The 20,699-nt window shown below is 69.6% G+C and carries 2 protein-coding genes (1 of these 2 running past the window's edge); both read left to right on the top strand.

The annotated features are described in order from the left end of the window. A protein-coding gene (locus tag ABZV58_RS11870) for a sigma factor-like helix-turn-helix DNA-binding protein (protein ID WP_355000133.1) crosses the window boundary here: on the top strand, positions 1 to 20,037 show its 3' end. 21,042 nt of this gene lie to the left of the window's left edge; the window shows 20,037 of its 41,079 coding nt (coding positions 21,043-41,079); the start codon falls outside the window, past its left edge; the stop codon is at positions 20,035 to 20,037. After that, on the top strand, positions 20,037 to 20,699 hold the full coding sequence (locus tag ABZV58_RS11865) for a hypothetical protein (protein ID WP_355000132.1): 663 nt from the start codon (positions 20,037 to 20,039) through the stop codon (positions 20,697 to 20,699). The genes ABZV58_RS11870 and ABZV58_RS11865 overlap by 1 nt, the downstream gene beginning before the upstream one ends.

Here is a 20,699-nt window from a genome sequence, read left to right as displayed (position 1 = left end):
TCCACCGCCCCCACCGAGGTATCGCTGGCCCACCTCACCGGCGGCAGCACCGACCAAACCGTCGCCCTCTGGGCCACGGTGTACAAAGACGGCCAGGCAATCGAGCTGTCCCGGGAGTTCGCCGATCCGAACGCGGCACCGCCGGCCGACGACGTCTCCTTTGGCACGGACACGCCGAGTTCCTCCGAAGGCGATGCCGCGGCGGCCGGACGGACAGACGGGCAACTGCCGACGGCGCTGCGCAGTGTGCTGGCTCAGATAGATGCCGCCGCAACGGATCCCCGAGCTGCCGAACGAGCCAAGGACTTCGTGCGCCGCCAATACCACGTGCACCGCCAGCAAGTCGAAGAGGCCGCGCGGCAGGCCGGCGAGCCCGTAGCGGGCACGCGAGCGGAGCAGGGCATCAGTCGGCAAGCCGCGAACAACACTGCCCACTGGGTCGACCAGGTCCGAGCCGGCGCCCGACGAGCGGGCGGCGACTTCTGCGCTCGGCTCATCCGAATCGACCTAGCACTGCGAGGGATCGATTCCGATATCGATCCGGAGTTGCCCGCCGAGCAGCGCGTGTTCATCGACCGGATCGAAGCCCTGCTCGACCGCGTGGCCCAGGCGCAGCAAGCCCTCGATACGCTGCTGGCAGCCAAACCCGACCTGCGTGAAAACGGTGCCGGTCACTGGCAGGCGACCATCACGGGGATGCGCAACCAGCTGGCCGAGTGGGCAGGCCACTACTTCGAGGGCAAGACGCTGACCGGCGGACCGGTCACCCGTATGGACGACTCGTCGTTCCTGCACGGCTTCGATGTCAGCGTGCGCGGGCTCCTCGGTGAATTCACGGTGGCGTCGCGGCTGGACGGCGTGGTCCGCGTCGGAATGCTGATCGACGCGGACCTGCCGATCGGGGGTGCGATCGATGGCGAAGTCGATGTCGTCACCGACCGCGGCGCCACCTGGAACGAGGTGAAGACCCGGCAGCGAGCGGTCACCCAGGACCGGCAAATGAAGTCGGGAACCGAAGCGCAGGTGCGGCGACAGCTGCAAATCGCGTACCTGAATCGGGCCCTGTGGGTCGACGGGAAGCCGCCAAAGGTGGTGTGGCACTTCCTGGACGGCATCGCGCCGACGGAGAAGGCCGGAATCGAAGCCATTCGCATCGAGGACGAGAACGGCCACGTCCTCGAGGACCATCGCGTCGAGGTTGTCGATCACGCGAACACCCGGATCCGGTCGGATTCGAGCAGCCCCGAGCAGCCCTCGATTCCGCCGCTGCCGGATACCGAACTACCCGACCTGCTGTATACGATCCTGGACCGGATCGACGGCGCCGCCACCGACCCGGATTTCGCCGACAGTGTGAAAGACGCTGTGGTCGAGCGCTATCGGGAGTATCGACAGGAGCGGGCGGTACGCGCCCATCGAGAGTTCGTGAACAACAAGACGAACCAGCTCCAGGCGAAGAAGGCCGAGGCCGAGGCGGAGTCGGAGGCTCTGCGGTTCGCCGACGAGCACCTCGTCAGCGAGCGGTCGCTGGACCGCATCGGCCGGGACGCCGCGGACCGCACCAAGCAGTGGGTCGAGAAGGAACTCACCCAGTTCCTCGCCGACGCGCGGACGACCCCGCCCGAGCTCGAGCTGCCGAAGGCCCTGCGCAAACTGCTGGACGAAATCACCCAGCACGGCGATCCGGTGGTCGCGGAGCAAGCGAAAGCGCTTGTCCTGCGGAAATATCGCGAATATCAGGAAACGCCGTCGGCAAGTGTCCGGCGCGATGCCCTGGCAGCGAAGATCGAGGAATTCACCCGACTCGGCATGCCACGGGCCGACGCCGAGCGGCTGGCCGGTCCGGAAGTCGACGCCTTCCTGCAAACCAAGGCCGGGCGGAAAATGATCGACGGCCCCGCGGCCAACAATGCCGTGCAGTGGGTGGAGAAGACTCGCCGCGGCGCGGCCCGCGCGGGTGCGAATCTCGTCGAGCGACTCGCGGAGATCTTCCGGGACACCATCGGCGCCGAGACTCCTGCCACTGTCGAACCGCCCGAAACCGGCTTGCCTGATCCGGGCGACGAACCGGACTCGGCCGCTAGCGATCTGACGCCCGCACAGCGAGATCTGGCCGAAGCCCTGGGGGTCGACCCGGAACTGATGCAGCGGCCCGGGCTGCTGCGCCAAGCCCTCGATGTCGTCCAGGGACAGTTGCGCGCCCTGGACGCCGCGGCATGGCAGCGGGCGGTGGGCGCCGGTCGGTTGCCGGAGTTGCGGCGGTGGATCGGTCGGCGTATGACTTGGGACAACGCCACCCAGCTGCTTCAGGTCCAGGAACTTCAGACGGGGTCGGTCGACGCGGCTGCCGCGCAGCGTCTACGGGACACCAATGCCGCGTTGCAGCAGGAGCTGGCCGAGCTGCTCGCGCTGGACGAGCTGGGCGGCTACTCCGCGCACAGTGACATGGATCCGGTAGCCGAGCTGCGTCGTGTCGCGGCGGCGATCGGCTCACCCGAACTGGCCGCGTTCGTGGACCTGTGTGCCGAGATCCTGCCGCCGACTCCGCAGACCGAGCCGGACCCGGACACCACGCTGGCGGCGGCGCGCGAGAATCTGGCCGAGATGGCCGGTCTGCTCTCCCTCGATCCGGCCGTGCTGACCGCGGGCGCTCCACGACTGGCCGAGCTGCGCGCCGAATGCGCGCGCCTCGCCGAGGCGCTGGCGCAGGCGCTGGACACCTCGGTCGCCGAGCTGGAAACCGTACTGGAGCAGCGGGACCTGTCCGGCGACCCGGACACCACCCCGGAGACGCTCGAGCTGTATACCGACTGGCTGAACCACGCCGGGGTTCTGGAGGCCGCCGAGCACTACAACAGCCTGCTCGGGAACGCTGAGACCACGATCCCAGCACAGGCGGACGCCGCCAACGAGACCTTGCCGAACCAAGCTCCAAAAGTGCCTGCACCGCAGCAACAATCGGCGACGCCGATTACCGGCGCCGATGTAACGGACAGTCCGGCTCGGAAGCCGCGGACCCGCCGCGACCCTGGCACGTTCTTCGCCTTCGACCCGGAAGGCCCGCACGAAGTGCAAGCGCACCGGGCTCCAGGCCGTGCGGCGACGCCATCGAACGACACCGTCGGCGCTGTGCTCGCGGCGGACGAGATCCCGGCTCCGCTGACCGGTGACAACCTGCCCACCGTTGAGTTGAAGCGTGGTTATGTGGGCGAGGAGCTGCGCCGCAACGACTGGGGTGATCCGGTCGTGCACTACCTGTCCGAGGCGGAGTTGGCGACGCAGCGCATCGTCATCGGACCGGATGGCAGGCTCTACCGCGCCCACGACGGTCAGCTTTTCGACACCGGCGGCCGCTCGGTGATGTTCGCTCTCGACCCTGCTGGCAATCTCTACGCCGAGACCGGGCTGATCGACAAGCCGATGCGCCACTCGTCGTTCCTGTCCGGGCGCCCGGTCGCCGGTGTCGGCGGGATCCGGGTCGACGCGGGCCGCCTGACCGCCATGACCGACAGCAGCGGGCACTACCAACCCGCGGCGGCGGTCAACGACGACGCGCTGCGCGTCCTCGCCGACCAAGGCATGCGGGTCGCCGAGGATTTCGCGCAGTACGACCCACTGGACCGGCGCCGTCCCGGCCCGCTGGATCAGCAGGGGGACAGCACCGCGCCGACCGGCGGGAAGCTCAGGGGCGCGGGCAATGTCGCGCGCGACGTGCTGCGCGCGTTCTTCCCGGACTTCTGGTTCGATGGCTTCCGGCAGCGGCTGCGCGACCAATTGCACGCGGTCGCGCCGCACCTGTCGGAGAACGGTCCGGAGAGTCAGGCGTTGGCTACGGCGAGCCGTTCCGACGTACAGGCAGGGCTGGAGGGGCTGCGCCGGGACCAGCGCCGGTGGTTGATGCTGCGAGTACGCGACGCGATGTCCTTCGAAGACGCATGCGCCGCCATGAACCTGAACTCCGAGCGGGCAAGGGCGGACGCCCGCGTTACGGAGAAGCGGGCGATCCGGGATCTTGCCCAGTCCATCGCCGCCGCGCTCGAGGAGCGGAACAATCCGGAATCGCGCTTGCTGCGCGCCGCGCAGGAGCCGAGGAATCGGCGGACGTTGGAGCGAGCGATCGCGAAACTGTCCCCGGCGCAACGCCAGTTCGCCGAGCTGCGGGTCCTGCAATCGCGCGAGTGGCCCGCGGTTGCAGCCGAGATGGGCCGGGAACCGGCAGAGCTCTCGCGTATCAGAAAGCGGGCCGTGGAGCGGTTGTCGGATGCGCTCACCGGCGTCCCGCGTCCGGACGCCGACCCGAACTGGGACGCTGTCGAGGACGCGTACCACGAGCGCAACGACGAGTTCGCTCGGCACCTGGCCAGAATTCCGGTCGCTCGCCGTGCGGTGATCGAATTGGCTCTGCGGGGCAAAACGACGGAACAGATCGCCGCCGAACTGCATCGCAGCGAGAACGCGGTGCGCAAAGCACGCAAACGAGCTGCCGACCAGCTGGCGAACCTACTGTCGGACAGCGCGGTACCGCTGACCGTGGACGAGGCTTTGGCGGCGGTGCTAGAGGCAGATCACGCCGCGCTGGAGCCGCTGCTCGGACATCTCACCGCGAATCGACGGCTTGTCATCGAGGGTGTGCTGCAAGGTGACACGCTCGCGGAGATCGCCGCTCGGATCGATAGCACTGAGAGCGGCGTACGCCAGCAGCGCAACCACGCCGCGCGGCAACTGGCGGACTGGCTCGTCAACGGCGCACCGGAAAGCGTCACCGCAGCCGATTCGACCGTCGACGTGGCGGAAGCCGATGAACGAGCCGAGACCACGACGACCGCGGAGCCGGGCTCCGTCGACAGCAGCCCCGCGATGCGGTTGGTCAGAGACCCGGCGAACCGAGATGCCGTGCTGGCAGCGGCGGCGAAGCTGTCGCCCGCGGCGAGGGAATTCGTCGAGCTGCGGTTCGGACAGGGCCTGAGCATCCCTGAGATCGCCGCGCTGACCGGGCGTAAACAGGCCGCGTTGTGGACTACGCAGTACCGGGCCGTTCCGAAGCTTGCCGACATGCTGTCCGGCGGCCCCGACCCGATACCGTCCGGAAAACCGGGCAACGCTTTGAAGCTGGTACAGGAGACCCAGCGGACTGACAAGAAAGCGCTGTCCCGGGCGATGCGGGTGCTCGATGCCAACGAAAAGCGCGTTGTGCGACTGCGGATAGTCCAGGGCATGACGCGTGCCGAAGCGGCTGAGGCGATGCACCCACTGACCGTGAAGTCCGTCGACAACATCTTCGGTGAAGCCGTGCGGAAATTGGCCGGCGAGTTGACCGGGCGCCCTGTTCCGACCGATCCGGAATGCGCCGCACTGGTTTCGGCCGCTCCGCGGGAAGCTCTGCGGCGCAACCTCTCCGGGCTCACCGAGCTCGAGCAGCGGTTCATCACACTGCGTCTCCTCGAGGGTCGCAAACACGTGGCCATCGGCGCTGCGCTCGGGAAGTCCACGTCCGCGATCCAGAATCTGCAACGTCGCGCCTACGCGCGAATGGCGACGCTGCTCATCGATGATCTCGGCACCGAATGGAGCAACTCCATCCGCGACGCCATCCGGCAGCCGAACGTCGAAGAGGACCAGTCCGCGGCATCGCGGCGGCAGCCCGCCTCGCAGGTGGCACCGGCTTCGGGATCCACAACCGCCGGGCCCGGCGACGGCACTGTCCCACCGATATTCGTCGCGGCGCAACGCAGCGGCACTCTGTCCGACGCGATGGCTCAGCTGGCCGAGGACCAAAGGCAGTGTCTGGACCTGCGTTTCGTCCAGGGCAAGTCGATCAAGGCGGTCGCGCAGCAGATGGGGCGCACCGAACGTGCCATCGCCAACCTGGAGCGCCGTGCTCTCGGTGCCCTCACACAGCACCTACCGCAGTATCTGCGCGACCTGCATCTTCCGACGACCACTGGCCGCCGGGCCACCCTGGGAGACGTCGCAGGTGCTACCGGGCTGAGTCTGAGCACGGTGAAGCGTGCGTTGGCGAATGATCCAGCGATACGTCCCGAAACGGCGCAACGCGTCATCGATGCCGCCGAGCGGCTCGGTATCCGGTCCGGGACGCAGCGGAACACCTTCGCCGACAACGCATCGGCGGGCGCACGCCCACCGGAGAACCGTTCGCTTCCGGATACGGCGTCGCGCGGGGTCGCCGAGCCCGGCGCGATCACCGGGACGACGGATTTCGTAGCGCAGGCCGCACCGCGGGAGGACAGTCGCCCGTCCGATACAGCCCCGAAGAACTGCGCCCCGGAAGCCCAGCGTTTCACCCGGCAGCTGACCGGCGACTCCACCATTCGCACCCTGCCGGACGACGCGGAAACCGCGCTCGCCGGCACGGATCCGGATGTCTTCGCCCAGCACATGGGCGGCGACTGGCACCGGGGCGGTTTCACCTCGCTGGACGAGGCCGCCGCGCTCGTGCGCGACACCGGCGCGGTGGTGAACGTGGTGGTCGAATACTCCAGCAGGCTCGCCGCCGGTGATCCGGTGGGCGCGCACGTGATGGTGCTGCACCGCGGGCCCTCCGGCGCGGTGATGGTGCACGAGAAGGTCGACGGCGTGGTCTCGGACTACGAATTCGAATTCGGCCAAGAGCACCCGGATGTCGCGGGTGTGTACGGAATCGTCAGGAACGACAACGGTTTCGAAACCCCACTCGAAGAAGGACAGCAGCCGTCGCCCCGTGCGGGCGTGGATCGTCCGCACACCAGAATCGGCGCGCGTGATTCCGGGCCGACGCCGCGGGCGGTGCTGGAGGAGGCGGGCGTCTCGGCGCTCACGGCCTTGCGTGCCGACAGAGCCGGCTTCGCCCTGCGACCCGCCGCGATCAGCATGACCGACGAGGGCCTGTCGATAACGCTGGCGCTCACCTCGGCGGATGGGCGGCCAGGCAGGGTGACGCTGCTGCTCGCGGTGGACGGCGACGCGGTCGTGGCACGGTATTCGGAGATAGATCTCGGCGACGGCGACTTGGATCCGAGCCCTGGTGCAGACCAGGCGCTGGTCGACGCGCACGAATCGGTGGTAGTGCCCTGGCTGGCGGCGCGGGGTGTCGACTTCGCAGGGAATCCCGGCGGCGGTGCGGAAACGACGGTCGGAGAGCAGTCGACGGAGGACGTGAGTTCCCCGGACTCGCGCGCCGACGACCGGCTGTCGGAACCGCCCGTTCGAGACTCCGATATCGTCGCGCCGAGCAAGCCCGAGTACGAGAAGGCGCTGCCGAGCGAGCACGACGCGATCGGCGATGCGACGGTCGTGAAGCTCGCCGTCGACTCCGACGGCCTGTTCCGTGACTCGGACGGTCGGCTGTACAACACGCGCAGTGAGGGCGGCGATCCGTTCGTCATCGGCACTGCCCCCGGTGACTTCCGCACTACGCCGGACGGTACGCACTCGGACGCGTACGACTCGTACGAGGATCCCGAGCAGGGCGCTGGCGCTTACGGTGTCGCGGAGATCGTCGAGGGACGGCTCGTCTCGATCGTGCCGTTCAGCTTGGTGTTCCACGAGTCGAACTACGACCCGAAATTCGTGGCGCAGCTTCGCTTCGAGCTGCACCGCATGGGTGTCGATCTGCGGACGGTGCCCTTCTGGAACTACCCGGGCGGCTCCACGGTGCTGGAGAACCAGGGTGTGGTCTGGGCGGACGGCGCCGCGATTCCATCCCTGGCCGACGTCACGTATCTGGTCCAGCACGAACCGAGTCGCCTGTTCGGCGGCTACGGCGACTTCTTCTGGGTGTCGGTGCATTCCACGTCACCGGTGCCCGGCGGGTTCGAAATGACCTTGGACCTGCACCCGGTCCGCGGCGAGCCGGGGCGGATCACGGTGACCGTCTCCTCGGACGGCGACACCATGACCGCGCGGTACACCGATGTCCAACTGGGTCGAGAGCCCGAGCGGACCGGCGCGGTCTTGGAGGCGTTCCACCAGCGATTCACCTCGTGGCTCGATCACTGGGGTGTGCCATGGGACGGTGGCGGCACGGAGTCCGATGGGCCGCGGCCGAGACCGGTTCCCGACGTCCCGCCGAATTCGCCTGCCGTGCCGATGCCGCCCACCGACAGCGACGAGCTCGACGAGAACTCCTCCGCTGCAGTGGATTCCGAGCCGGTGAGCGTGTGGCTCGACGGCGTCTCGACCATCTCGGTCGGCGAGCTCCTCGACGGCGGAGGCCGGCACGCGGCCCAGTTGGCGGGCGCCGGAACGCATTTCGCGACGCGCGTCGAGAGCGTGGACATGCGGCACGCCGCCACCGTGGACGGGCCGGTCGACACGCTGTCTGTGACGTTGGCGCTCGACCTCGCGCAGGGTGGCTCGGGCCGGGTCACGCTGGAATTCACCCGTGACGCGAACGGCGCCACGATGCGGTACCGGGATCTCGAGCTGGGTTACGCGGGCGTCGACACCAAGGACCCGGCTTTCCAGCCGGGTTCGGTTCCGATCCGGCTCGCCGACGCGTTCGTCGAAATGCACGAATCGGTGCTCCTGCCATGGCTCGCCCAGTCCGGTGCGGTGTTCGAGGGGCACCCCGGGCACTATGCGGAAACGACTGTGGGCGAGGAGGTTACGGATACCCAGCGCCCCGACGACCTCTACGAACACGACCACGCCAAGAGCGAGCGGGTCCGTCCTGCGGGAATCGCGAGGCGCTGGCTGCGGGATCAGCTAGCGGCAATCGGCTGGAGCGCCGACGCACCCGTGCACCTCCAAATGGTGTGGCTGGCGACCAGCGAGGCGGTCGCGAACTCCCTGGAGCACAGCACCGGTCCGGTGCGGGTCACGATGCGCGTACTGCCCGGTGCCGGGCAACTCGTAGTGCAAAGCATCGACAATGTCGCGAGCCACCCACCGAGTGGACCGATCCGCGAGAACGCCAACCTGATGGAGGGACGGGTGGCGGCGGCGGAGGAGCGCCGCCTGGCGGAGAAGGCGGCCGAGCCGGAGCTGTTGCAGGGTGACGATTTCGACGCGTTCTTGGATGGTGTCGACGAGAACGCCTTCGCGAATCTGGATCTGGACAAGCTGGCAGCCGCCGAAGCCGAGAAGCAGGACGCCGCGGCCTACGACGAACGCGGTCGCGGAATCCAGATCCTGCACACTCAAACCGACGCCTGGGACTACGCGCCGCTCGCGGACGGTCGCGGCAAGTCGATCTGGTTCATCCGCTCGATGGCCGACAGCGACCCGGATCCCGGCACCGACCCCGATCCTGGCACCGATCCGGCCGAGCCGACCGATCCGACTGCGCCGCAGGGTGATACGCCCGCAACCCCGGAAGCCGACACCGGCGACCAAGGCGTCGACCCCGCCCCGGACTACCCCTCCCCGGACGACGTGCACCGCGCCGAATTCGAGCAGAAGGTCCGCGAAACGGACCTCTCCTCCCCGGAGTCCGTGGCCGACGCGCTGTACGAGCGGGTCGGGCGGGACGCGGTCACCGAGTTCTACGACGCGCGGGTGTCCGGGCTGAAGACGGCGGAGGTGCTGCGGGCGCAGAACTTCGTCGCGTACACCGGCGCTTCCGCGTTCTTCGTCTCGGCGGACGTGGCCAACCTGAGCGGCCTCAACGCGTTCTGCAACAACCAGGCCGAGGTGGCGAACGCGCACTATCACGGCATCGCCACCGCGTTCCGTACCGCGCTGGAGGACTCCGGCGGCGTGGTGATCCCGATGCGCACCGGCGGCGACGAGGTCGGCGCGATCGTGCTCGGCATCGACGAGCGGACCCTGACCGAGATCGTCGCCGAGGTGAATCGACGCGTCACTGCCTATGCTCGGCAGGAGCGGCTCAGCGAGATCGAGCACCCGAAGCATCCGGGTGACCCGGCCTATCGCGGTGTCGGCCTGCACGTCGGGTTCACCGAGATCGTGCCCGGCTTGACCCCCAAGGACATCTTCGACGCCGCCGACCTCGGCGTCGACGACAGCAAGAACGGGAGGACCGATGTCGCAGGAGAGCCGCGACGAGCGACTGGGGCTGACCGGGCTGGATCCGGAACAGCGGGCGCGACGGATCCAGGAACTGGAACGCGAACTGGCGGAGAAGGTAGCGGCGGCCAAAGCGGCACTGCGAGCGGACCGGAAGCGGCGCCGCGAGGACTCGCCCTCGGCGGACTGAACCGCAACCTCGCCGCGCTCGCCGGATACCCGTCGCCGGACGAACTGCGCCGCTTCGCCTTCGCGGAGGGTTTGCACGCCCTGGGTGAGTTGACCCCCGAACTCGTGGCGGAGGCGATGTATCGCCCGGTCGCCCGGGACGAGGTCACCGACTTCTACGACGCCCGGCTCTCCGGCGTGAAGACCGCCGAGGTGGTGCGCGCGCAGCGGTTCGTCGCCGAAACCGGCGCGCCCGCGTTCTACCTGTCCGCCGATATCGCCAACCTCAGCGGCCTCAACGCGGCGATGAACAACCGGGCCGAGGCCGCCAACGTGCACTTCCGCGGCATCGCCGAGGCGTTCCGTTACGCCCTCGACGCGGCGGGCGGCGTCGTCGTGCCGATGCGCACCGGCGGTGACGAACTGTCCGCCGTCGTCATCGGCATCGATCAGGAAACACTGACCGGCATCCTCGCCGAAATCGACGCCCGGGTCGCCGCCTACACCGCCGAGCACGGCCTGGACGTGATCGAGCACCCGAAGCACCCGGGTGACGCGGCCTACCGCGGCATGGGCCTGCACGTCGGGGTCACCGAGATCCTGCCCGGCCTCACCCCGAAGGACATCTTCGACGCCGCCGACCTCGGTGTCGACGCCAGCAAGAACCGGGCCTACGAGTCGGCCGACGCCCAGGTCGATCAGGATGGGATCGTCGACGGACTCCGCAAGGCGCCGGGTTCGCTCATCGGTCAGCTGCTGCCCGAGCTGTCCACCTACGAGATCGTCGGCGACGATCCGACCGCGACCCTGCTGCCAGGGGAGGCCGCCGTCCTCCTGAAGGAGACGTCGCCGCCGTCCTGGGTGCAGGAAAAGGCGAACACGCGCACCGCCGCCCGGCGTGCGCTGGCGGAGCGCGGCCACGGGGAGGTCGAGATTCCGCGCGGCCCGCTCGGCGAACCGGTGTTCCCGGAGGGGCTGGTCGGCAGCCTCACCAACAAGATGATCGACCGGGCCACCCAGCTCAACTACTACGCCGCGGTGGTGGCCGACGCCGAGCAGTTCCGGGCAGTCGGCATCGACGCCGAAGACAACCGGTCCGTCCGGCAGATCATGTACAGCACGGGCCGGGTCGAGGAATTGCTCTGGGCGCAGGAGCAATTGGACTTTCTACCGGACAGCGGCGTGGCCTGGGACAAGGTGCTGTTCTCGATCAAGGAGAGCATCTTCAAGGCCTGGTACACCGCGACCGGTGACCGGAGTCTGCGCCTGAAACACGTCTTCCAGGGCTCGCTGGTCACTTTCGACATCGAGGCCGGTACGTTCCACGTGCAGCTGATGGTGGAGGCCACCGGTAGAGACGGCCTGCCGCTGACCGAGATGCACGGTCGATTCGTAGTGCGCGGCAACGCGATTCTCACCGCGGCCCTGGTGCCCAACACCGCCGAAGCCACCCTGGAATCCGCGACCGCCGAACCCGCGGCCGACCCGAGCGCCGCCCGCGCCGCCTACGCCGAGGCCGCCTACGCGCTGAAGTGGCTGCTCATGGCGCGCGGGTACAACGCGCACGGCATTGTCGAACTCGCGCCGCCGCTGGGCGCCAACCAGATCGTCGCCACGACGCTGACCGACTGGGGACAGACCCACCCGCAGGCCCTCGCTTCGGACGCCGAACTGCGCACCCTGTGGCAGGCCTTCCAGCTGATGTTGCCCCAGGGCGAGCACGCGCAGATCCTGATGCCCGTCCGGGTGCCCAACCAAGGCGACCACGCGGGTGTCCTGGAGCTGACTCTGCACGAACACCTGCTGTGGGAGGCGCACGGCACACCGTTCGACCAGGCGGCCGACGCCGACCGGCTCGCCGAAATCGTTGCCCCGCAACGCCTGCGAGCACTCGCCGCCCTGATGCCGAACCCCGAGTCGGCCCGCATCCTGCACGCCGTCGCCGAGGTGCTCGCCAACCACCCCGCCGCGGCCAACGCTCCCGCCACCCTCGCTCCGGTAGCCGACCACGCTGTCCACTACGACAAGAACCTCGCCACGGGCACCGCCGAGGTGGCTCCGATCAGCCTGGATCTGTCGCGCGCCAGGTCCGCACCGCAGCGCACGGGCGACAGCGCTCTGGATTGGAATGCCGCGCACGCGGCCGGGATCGGCGGTGCGATCGGCGCCACTGCCGCGGCGAATGGCACGGGTGCGGACATCGCACAGGCCGCCAAGGGGCTTCGCGGCTGGGACGGCGCAGCGCACGATCCGCGTCTGTCCGGACTGCCGGTCCGGAACCCGGCGCCCGCGGCCGTCGGGCAGATCGGCGACAGCGCGCACGGGTTCAGCGAGCCGGATGTCGTCGCGACGCAGCCGGTTCCCTCCGAAGCGGACACCGCGACGCTGCCGATCGCCGACTGCGTCGACCGGTCGCTGGGACGGGTGGTCGCGGATCAGGGCGATGTCGCGGGGCGGCCGGATCCGGAAACCCGGAGTCCGTTCGGGCGGCGGTGGCGGGACGTGCGGGCGCTGCTGCGTGGGGCGCGGCCGGAAGGGTTCGATACCGCCGGGCCGCACGAGGCGCACGCGAACCTCGTCGAAGGCCTGATCCACCAGGCGGGGCCGGGGGCGATGGCCTGGGTGCTCGACCAGCGCCACACCGCGGACCAGCAGACCGGAATCGGTGCGCACGCCTACACGGTGAAGTACCTGGGCGACAATGTTTTCGAGGTCGACGGACAGCGCGTCACCTACGAGGGCAAGCCGGACGGCGACGGACTGGCCTGGTTCCGGACCGCCGCGGGCGACCGGGTCTCGCTGGTCGAGCTGACCGGCGGCTCCCGCGCGGAGACCGCCGCCACCCGCGCGGTCGTCTGGCGCAACGGCCGAGTCGTCCAGAACGTCGGCGATCGCGCCGCCCCGCTGCCCGAGGACAACCTGCTGATCGGCGCGCCCGCGTCGGATCAGGCCGGCGCTCAACCGGACCCGGACGACCCTTTCGCCGACGAGCCGCGGACCCGGAGGATCGAGCTGGCCGCGCAGCCGCCCGACCCGCTGCTGGGTCCGACGGTCGTCGGCCTGCCCGGTGACGCCACCCACCCGGTGTGGGAACTGCTGTTCCGCACCGCCATCGGCCAGGAGGCCATGGCGATCCTGCACAACGCCGAAGCCAACGTCCAGTTCGGCGACCGTGATCACTTCCACGGCCGCATCCGCCAGATCACCATCGACACCACCGGCCGAGGCCTTATCGCAGTGGCGGAGCAGGTGATCGCGCACGCGGCCCGGATGCAGGCCGTCGCGGCCGACGCGGTGGAAACCGAACCCATGCTGATCCGCGATATGGACCGGGACGCCTTCGTGGAGCCGTGGCTGCGCGCGGAGGCCACCGCGATCGCCTGGCAGGCCGAGTTCGATCAACAGGTGCAGGACGCCGGTTTCGCGCGCACAGACCTGCTCGGCGTCGATCCAGCCGACCTGGCGTTCCAGCAGAACCTGTTCGCCCGCTACTTCGCCGCCTACGACAGCGCGCAGGTGGCGCCGGGCACCGATGACGCGCTGGCGAGCCGCGCCCGGCGGGTGGCCGGGGTCGAGGCGCTGCTGAAGAGCGCGGAGTTCAGCACCGCGACGGATCTGCGCGAAACCCTCGAGAGCCAATGGGAGAGCCGCCAGGACATGGGCCGCGGGCTCGAGCTGACGGAGCGGCAGGTGCGCGAGCGGCAGCGCCTGATGCGGATCACCGCGGCGCTGCAACGGGAGATCGACGCGCTCGAGACGGCTTGGGATCAGGTCCAAGACCAGGTGCACGCGATGACCGCGAGCAAGGTCGCCGCGATGCCCGACACCACGAATCGGGTGGCGCGACTGCACTACGTGCTCGACGTGATGTCCGATCACTTCCGGCGTTCCGAGGTCCGCATGTGGCCCACGCACAGCCGGGAGCAGATGGGCGCGCTGGTCGAGCTCACCGAACTGTGGCAGGCGGCGCACGCGCGCGCCGTGGCGGTGGGCCGCGCCATCGATGACATCAACGGGCGCCCACGCCGAGAGGCCGCGGTCGCGCCTGATCTGGAGATCGCCGACCGGGCCGTGCTGCCGTCGCTGGAGCGCACGGCGAACCGCGAAATGATCAGCGTCCGAGCCGAATTGCAGTCGACCGAGACCGGTCGCTGGGCAATGCGGACCCTGGAGCGCCTCGGCGTGCGGATCCGGTTCGGCTTCGACCAGATCGGAACGACCGACGTCGGTCGCGAGAACTTCACCCGCGAATCGGGCTACGACGCCGTCACCAACACTCTGGTGCTGCCCTTCGGCCGCGGCTCCATCTCCAACGCCGAGCAGTTGGTCGTCGCGGCGCACCTGGCGCAAGCGACGCGCGCGGGAAGCGACCCGCTGGTCCTGCTGACCGAAGGCCGCGCCGACTACGTCACGGCGATGCTTGACCTGCGCGCCGAGGCCCAGGCCCGCCGGTTCCACCACCGCCGCGAAATGCACGGGTACAACCGCTACACCGGCAGCCCGCTGGCGCAGGCCTACCACGCCGCCTACGACCGCGCCGAAAACCTGCTGCGCAACGTCTATTCGGTGGAGTCGAAGTACGACGGCCTCCGCAACGACAACCAGGTGCCGCTGGCGGCGATGCACGCGGTGGCTTACCGGTTCGCGGCCCGGACCGTTCGGGAGCAGCTGGCGACGCTCGGCCCGGTTGTCGACGGCGTCGACCTGGAAAACTTCTTCGGTTCGGAATGGGATCGCGCGCACGCCATTCCGCAGACGGCGGACACGCCCGCACCGGAAACCGCCACCCCCGCGGAGCACACGGACGCGCTGCTGGACCGGTACGCCGCCCGCTTCGTCGAGGCGATCCAGGAGCTGCGCGCCCAGCGCGCGCAGGGCGTGTTCGTACCGCTCGGCCCGGCCGAGCAGGCCTACCTGGCCGCCGAGGACAGCGCGGCGGATCGGCTCGCTGCGGTGCGCGCCTATCTGGCCGAGACCGGTCTGGCGGACGCCCAGATCGCCCTGGATCTCGCCCGTTTCGCCAGCGAGGACCTGAACCGGCGGCTGCCGTGGGACATCGAGGAGGACGCGGCCGCTCAACCCACGCTCGACGCCCTGGAGGCCGCGATCGAGGCGGCCACCGCCTCCGAGCTGGAGACAACCGGTCTCGACTCCGGTGTCTTCGGCCGGGAGCTGGATCGCGTGCTGGCCGAAAACCCGGGCGCGCAACGGGTTGTCGACGAGGGCCCGCTCGCGGATCGGCTCGCCCTGCTCCCGCCGCATCCGGGCAGCGACAAGCCACGATTGCTGGCGCTCGCCGAACCGGGCGAGCACGTCGGCTTGCTGCGTGATCTCGAGCTGGAGCAGCCCGATTTCGACGGCGTGCTGTGGCGGGGATCGCACGAACTCGAATACCTGTCGGTTACGAGGGGACCCGACGGCGAGGTCGTCGTCGCGGACATGCCGCAAGACGACGCCGAAGGCATGTTCCGCGCGCCGCGTTACGACGAGGTCGCGCCGATGCTGCTGGATCACTATCTGCGCTATCGGCTGCGCAGCGAAGTGGATCCGGACTTCACCTTCGATCTCGATATCCGGCAATGGCTCGAGCTGCTCGGGCCGGAGGCCTTCATCGCCGCGGGTACCGCCCATGCCCGGGTGACCCACGGGTTCGAGCACGTCGGCTTCCGGATGGTGCAAGCGGACCCGTCGATCACCGAGCCGCATCCGGCGGCGGTCGGCCACCGGCTGGTCACTCGCCAGATCCCGCTCCCGATCCGGGATTTCGGCGACCGGCCCGCAGGCAAGTTCGTCGACACGGACCTGCCCATCGGAGTGGCGTCCTTCACGCTGCGGTCGCACGCCGACGGCGCGGGCGCCTGGCGGGTCGCGCCGCCGAATCACGCCGGTCATCCCGCGGATGTGCTGTCCAAGTGGTTCCAGGGGATGACCGGCACCAGCCCTGACCAGTTGGCCGAGCGTATCGCCCAGCTGCTGCTGGACGGGTCGGCCCGGATCGCGCCGCTCGCCCCGGCCGCGCTCGTCGAGCTGCACACCCCGAAGCCGGAGATCGACAGCACACCCACCGCGGCTGGGGAACCGCGGGCCGAGAGCGAGAGCCGCTCGGCGGAATCCGCGAGCCCGGCGGCGAAGCGGGGCTTCCTGCGGCGTTTCGCCGAGCGAATCCGCCGTCCGGGTGCCCCGACCGCCGGTCCGGAGACGAGCGGCCGGATACCCGGCCAGCGCGCGGCCTCGGACACTTCGGATGGCGGGACGGGCTTCTACCTGCCCGAAGCCGGTGCGCCGCTGCCGAATCCACGCCCTGCTGAGGACTGCGTCCGGCAAACCATGCGCACCGGCCGCGCGGTCGGGCTGGATGTCACCGTGCCCACCGAGGCGAAACTATCCGGTCGGACCGCGCTCGAGGTCGAGGAGCAGTACGCGCACGGCCGGATGCGACCCGCCGATTCCCGGGACGCGATCGCCGCGCGCCTGACCGACCGGGACGACCCGGCCACCGCGATGCTGGTGGTCGAGGAGTACTCGATCGGCGGCATGAATGTCGCGCACCTGACCCTGTGGCGGCTGGTCGACGGGCAGGTCATGGTCAGCGATCCCAATATCGACGACGGCGCGTGGCGCGAGTACGTGCCCGGCAAGGTCACGCCCGGGTCCCGCAAGGTCTCCGCAATCGCCTACGGCGCCAATGGAAAAGCGCTGCTGCCGAGCACCGAGCACGCCGCCGATACGGAGGCCCACCCCGATGCGCTGATCACCCATCGCGATCTCACCCCGCGGGAGGTCGAAGTGCTGGATCTGGTGGCGGCGGGCCTGACCAACAAGCAGATCGCGGAGCGGTTGACGCTCGCGGACTACACGGTGCACAGCCACCTGACCAGCATCGCCATCAAGCTCGGCACCGGCGACCGGGCCGCGATGGCGGCGATCGGCGTGCGCGGCGGCATCCTGCCGTTCTCGGATCCGGATGTCGACATGAAGCTCGAGGGCGGGCTGCACCCGGACGCGCTGGACGACGTCCAGCTCGAGGTCCTGGCTCTGGTCGCGGACGGCTGGTCGAACAAGGAGGCCGGGCTGGCCATGGGCACCACCGAGTCCGTGGTGAAGAACCACCTGGTCCGGATCGGCCGCGTGCTGGGCATCAGCAGCCGGGCTGGCATGGTGGCGACCGCGCTGCGGGCGGGCATCCTCCCCATGGACGCCGAGTTCGCCCTCCGGCCGCAGTCCGGCGAGGGGCGTACCGCGTTGAGCCCACGGGAGACCGAGGTGTACACGCTGCGTACCGCGGGGCGGTCGAACACCGAGATCGCCGCGGCGCTGGAGATTTCCGAGCACACCGTAGCGACCTATCTGGCCCGGATCGCGCACAAGCTCGGGGTCGGCGAGGTGGCCGGGTCGGTCGCGGGAGCCGAGACGATCACCGCGATTCCCACACCTGGCACCTCCACTCCGCCCAGGTCGGTCACGCCCGCGGTGCCGCACGAGCCGACCATGATCGACACAAGCCCCGCCGTCACGGAGCCGCTCGACCAGGCGCCGACCATGATCGGCATCGAGCAGCCGCGCGGCGCCGAGTCCGAGGTATCCACGAACCAGCAGGTGTCGGGGCCGTCCGCCGAGGCGAGCGAATCGAGTCTCGGTGGGCGGAATCCGGCGACGCCGACGCAGATCGTGCCCACCGCCGAGGGGCCGGAGTATCTCGGTGACGATCCGTCGCTGCCGGAAGCGGTCGTGCCGGGCCGGGAGGTCGAGGGGCCGGAGTATCTCGGTGACGATCCGTCGCTGCCGGAAGCGGTCGTACCGGGCCGGGAGGTCGAGGGTCCGGAGGTTTCCGAGTCCCATGACGACGGGCCGGAATACCTCCAGCCGTCGCAACCGCAGACCGTTGCCCTACCGGACGGCTTCGGCGAAACCATCGAGGGCGTAGGCAACTTCGACGGGAACGGCCGCACCGTCGACGACGGCCTGCTGACCACCACGGTGGCCCGGCAGGCGGTGCAGAACATGCTCCGGGCGATCATGCCCCCCGAGACCGGCTGGCACCGCGACGGTCACTTCATGCTGCCCGACGGCCGCACCGTCCACGTGCAGGTCGACAGCACCATCGGCGACGAGGTCGGAAGCTTCCAGCTGCGTCCCGGCGGCGCCGCGTTCGACATCATCCTGTCCGACCGGCTGCGCACCCGGGACGTGCCGCGTGCCGTCGCGTACATGCTCACCCGCATCCGGCAGCTGACCGACCCCGAATTCCAGCACCCCGGTCCGCGCTTCGCGGAACTGAAAGTGCTCGCCACCCAGCTGGATCAGTCGATCTTCGACCCCGCCCGCAGCAAGCTGACCCCCGAGATCCGGGCCGACTTCGACGACCTGATCGCGCACCTGGGCATGGACGCGGATTCGGTCGGTCCGGCGGCGCAAGCGCTTGCCGCCCACGATCCGGAGCTCGCGCGCCGGATCGGGCTGGAATACGGTGGCGCCGTCGCCTCCCGGCCCGTCTTCGGCAAGACACTGACCGACCCCGCGTTCCAGGAGGCCGCGCTCACCCACCTCGGCCAGCTGGCGCGCTTCCTGACCGGCGAGCACGCCTCCGAAGTGCTGATGGCGGAGGGGCTTTCGCTCAATGCCCGGATGCGCGAGGAGCAGTGCCGCCGCCTGTTCGAGCCGATCTTCGCCAACCGCGACGTCAGCACCATCCGCAAACAGCTCGAAGCGGCCGAACTGTTCAGCGCCGACGACCTGGTCGCCGCCCTGGCTCCGATCAAACGCGCCTTCAACGATCCGATGCCGCCGGGTTGGCGGGCGGCCGCACTGGACGCCGCGATCACCGAGGTGCAGCACACCCCGGGCCACATGCAGCAGATCAATCAGGCCATCGACTTCGACCGGATGCGCCAGGCGGCCCGCGCCTACACCCAGATGCCCGACCGGGTCGGCGGCCTGCTCGATCGGTCCACCGGTCAGGTGTACTTCCCGACCACCGCCGTTCATCCGGGCGGGCAGACCATGTCCATGCTCGACTTCTTCCACGCCATGGACCGAGCCAACCGGGGTGCCGAAATGGCAGGCTTGGACATCGAATACGTCGTGGTGATCCATGACGAGGCCAACGGCCGGTCCTCGATCGACGTGCTCTCGCGTCCGCGCGCGCAGTATCGACTGCCCGCCGAGCAGAGCCATCCAGTGCGGTTCGTGCCGCGCCCGTCGGTGCCCGCGGCGGTCGAGGGCGGCCATACCGTGGATGTGGGTGTCGGGCGCGGCGGGTTCGCCGTCGAATTGACGCCCGCGCAGGACACCTCCGGTCGCGGCCTGATCCTGCAAACCGAACTCCCCATGGATTACGCCGACGCCGGCCAGCGCCGCCGCAACCTCGGCATCCTCGACGCCGGTCCGCTGACCCGCCCGGGATCGCTCATGGTGTGGGCCGACTTCCTGCTGCACGGCGCGGTGCTCAATATCGGCGGCAACGGTGGCGTGGCGCGCTACTACATCAACAACGTCAGCGCCCACTACGGTGACACCGACTACGACACCCTGGCCCGGCAATTGCCGCACACCCTGGTGCCCGGCGCGCACATCGAGATCCAGTGGGACATGAAGTCGGAACTGGTGGAAGGTGGCGAACCCGGCGACCGCGGGCATATCCAGGGCGACAAGCTCATGCTCGCCATCAGCCGCGTGCTGCCGCCCTCGGCCGCGGCCGCCTTCGAGGTGATCGAGCACACCGAGTTCGCGGGCGACGGCAGCGACGAATACCTGTTCACCATCGACACCGGCGCCAGCAATGTGCTCAACCCGGACGCCATGGCCAAGTATTCGCCGCCGCAGCCCACCGACCGTATGGTGATCGTGTACAAGCCCGCCGGTTACCGTCCGGCAACGGCTGATCGCGAAGGTGGTGCGCGGTAATGGCGGAGATCGAGGGCGTGCGCGAGTGGCTGGACCGCTCCGCCGAGTTCCTCCGCGGCCAGATGCGCTGGTTCGGCGCCCAGCTCGTGCCCGGGTCGGCGCCGTACGTGGTCGTCCCGAAACATCCCAGCCAGGTGGACTGGGCCGATCCGCCCCGCCACCGGTTCGAGGCCCTGGCCAACCTGTCCGGCCCGCCGGATCCGTCCCGTGCCGACCGCGCCGCCCAGGTGCTGCACACCGCGGGCTGGGCCGTGCACGTCCAGCGTGATCCGCAGGCCCCGACCGTGGTCGTCGTCCGCGGCGATCGCGAGGGCTACTGTTTGCAAGCCCGCATCGAGGACGGCTACGGCGGCATCGTCCTGCTCGGCGAAACTCCCAACATCCAGCTCTACCAGCCGGATCCACCCGCCGCCCGTCCCGCCCCGGCCGTCACCCAGGACACCGTCAGCGACGGCGCCGTCCTCTGCTACGAATGCGACGGCCAGGGCCTGTGCCCCACCTGCCACGGCACCGGCTGGACCAAGGCGCCCACCGCCACCGGCCGCCACCGCTGCCGCACCTGCCAGGGATCACGCGCGTGCCCGATCTGCGGGGGAGCGGGCGAACTCCGCATCACCGAGTTGTCCGACGACGACCGCATCCACTACCCGCACATTCCCTGA

This window comes from Nocardia sp. NPDC004654, from assembly GCF_040609595.1.
In the GTDB taxonomy this organism is placed as follows: Bacteria; Actinomycetota; Actinomycetes; order Mycobacteriales; family Mycobacteriaceae; genus Nocardia.
This window is presented reverse-complemented; position numbering and strand designations above follow the sequence as displayed.

What these genes read in the sequence shown, in the direction of transcription:
- ABZV58_RS11865 (WP_355000132.1), top strand. Translation starts at nt 20,037, where the DNA reads ATGGCGGAGATCGAGGGCGTGCGCGAGTGGCTGGACCGCTCCGCCGAG.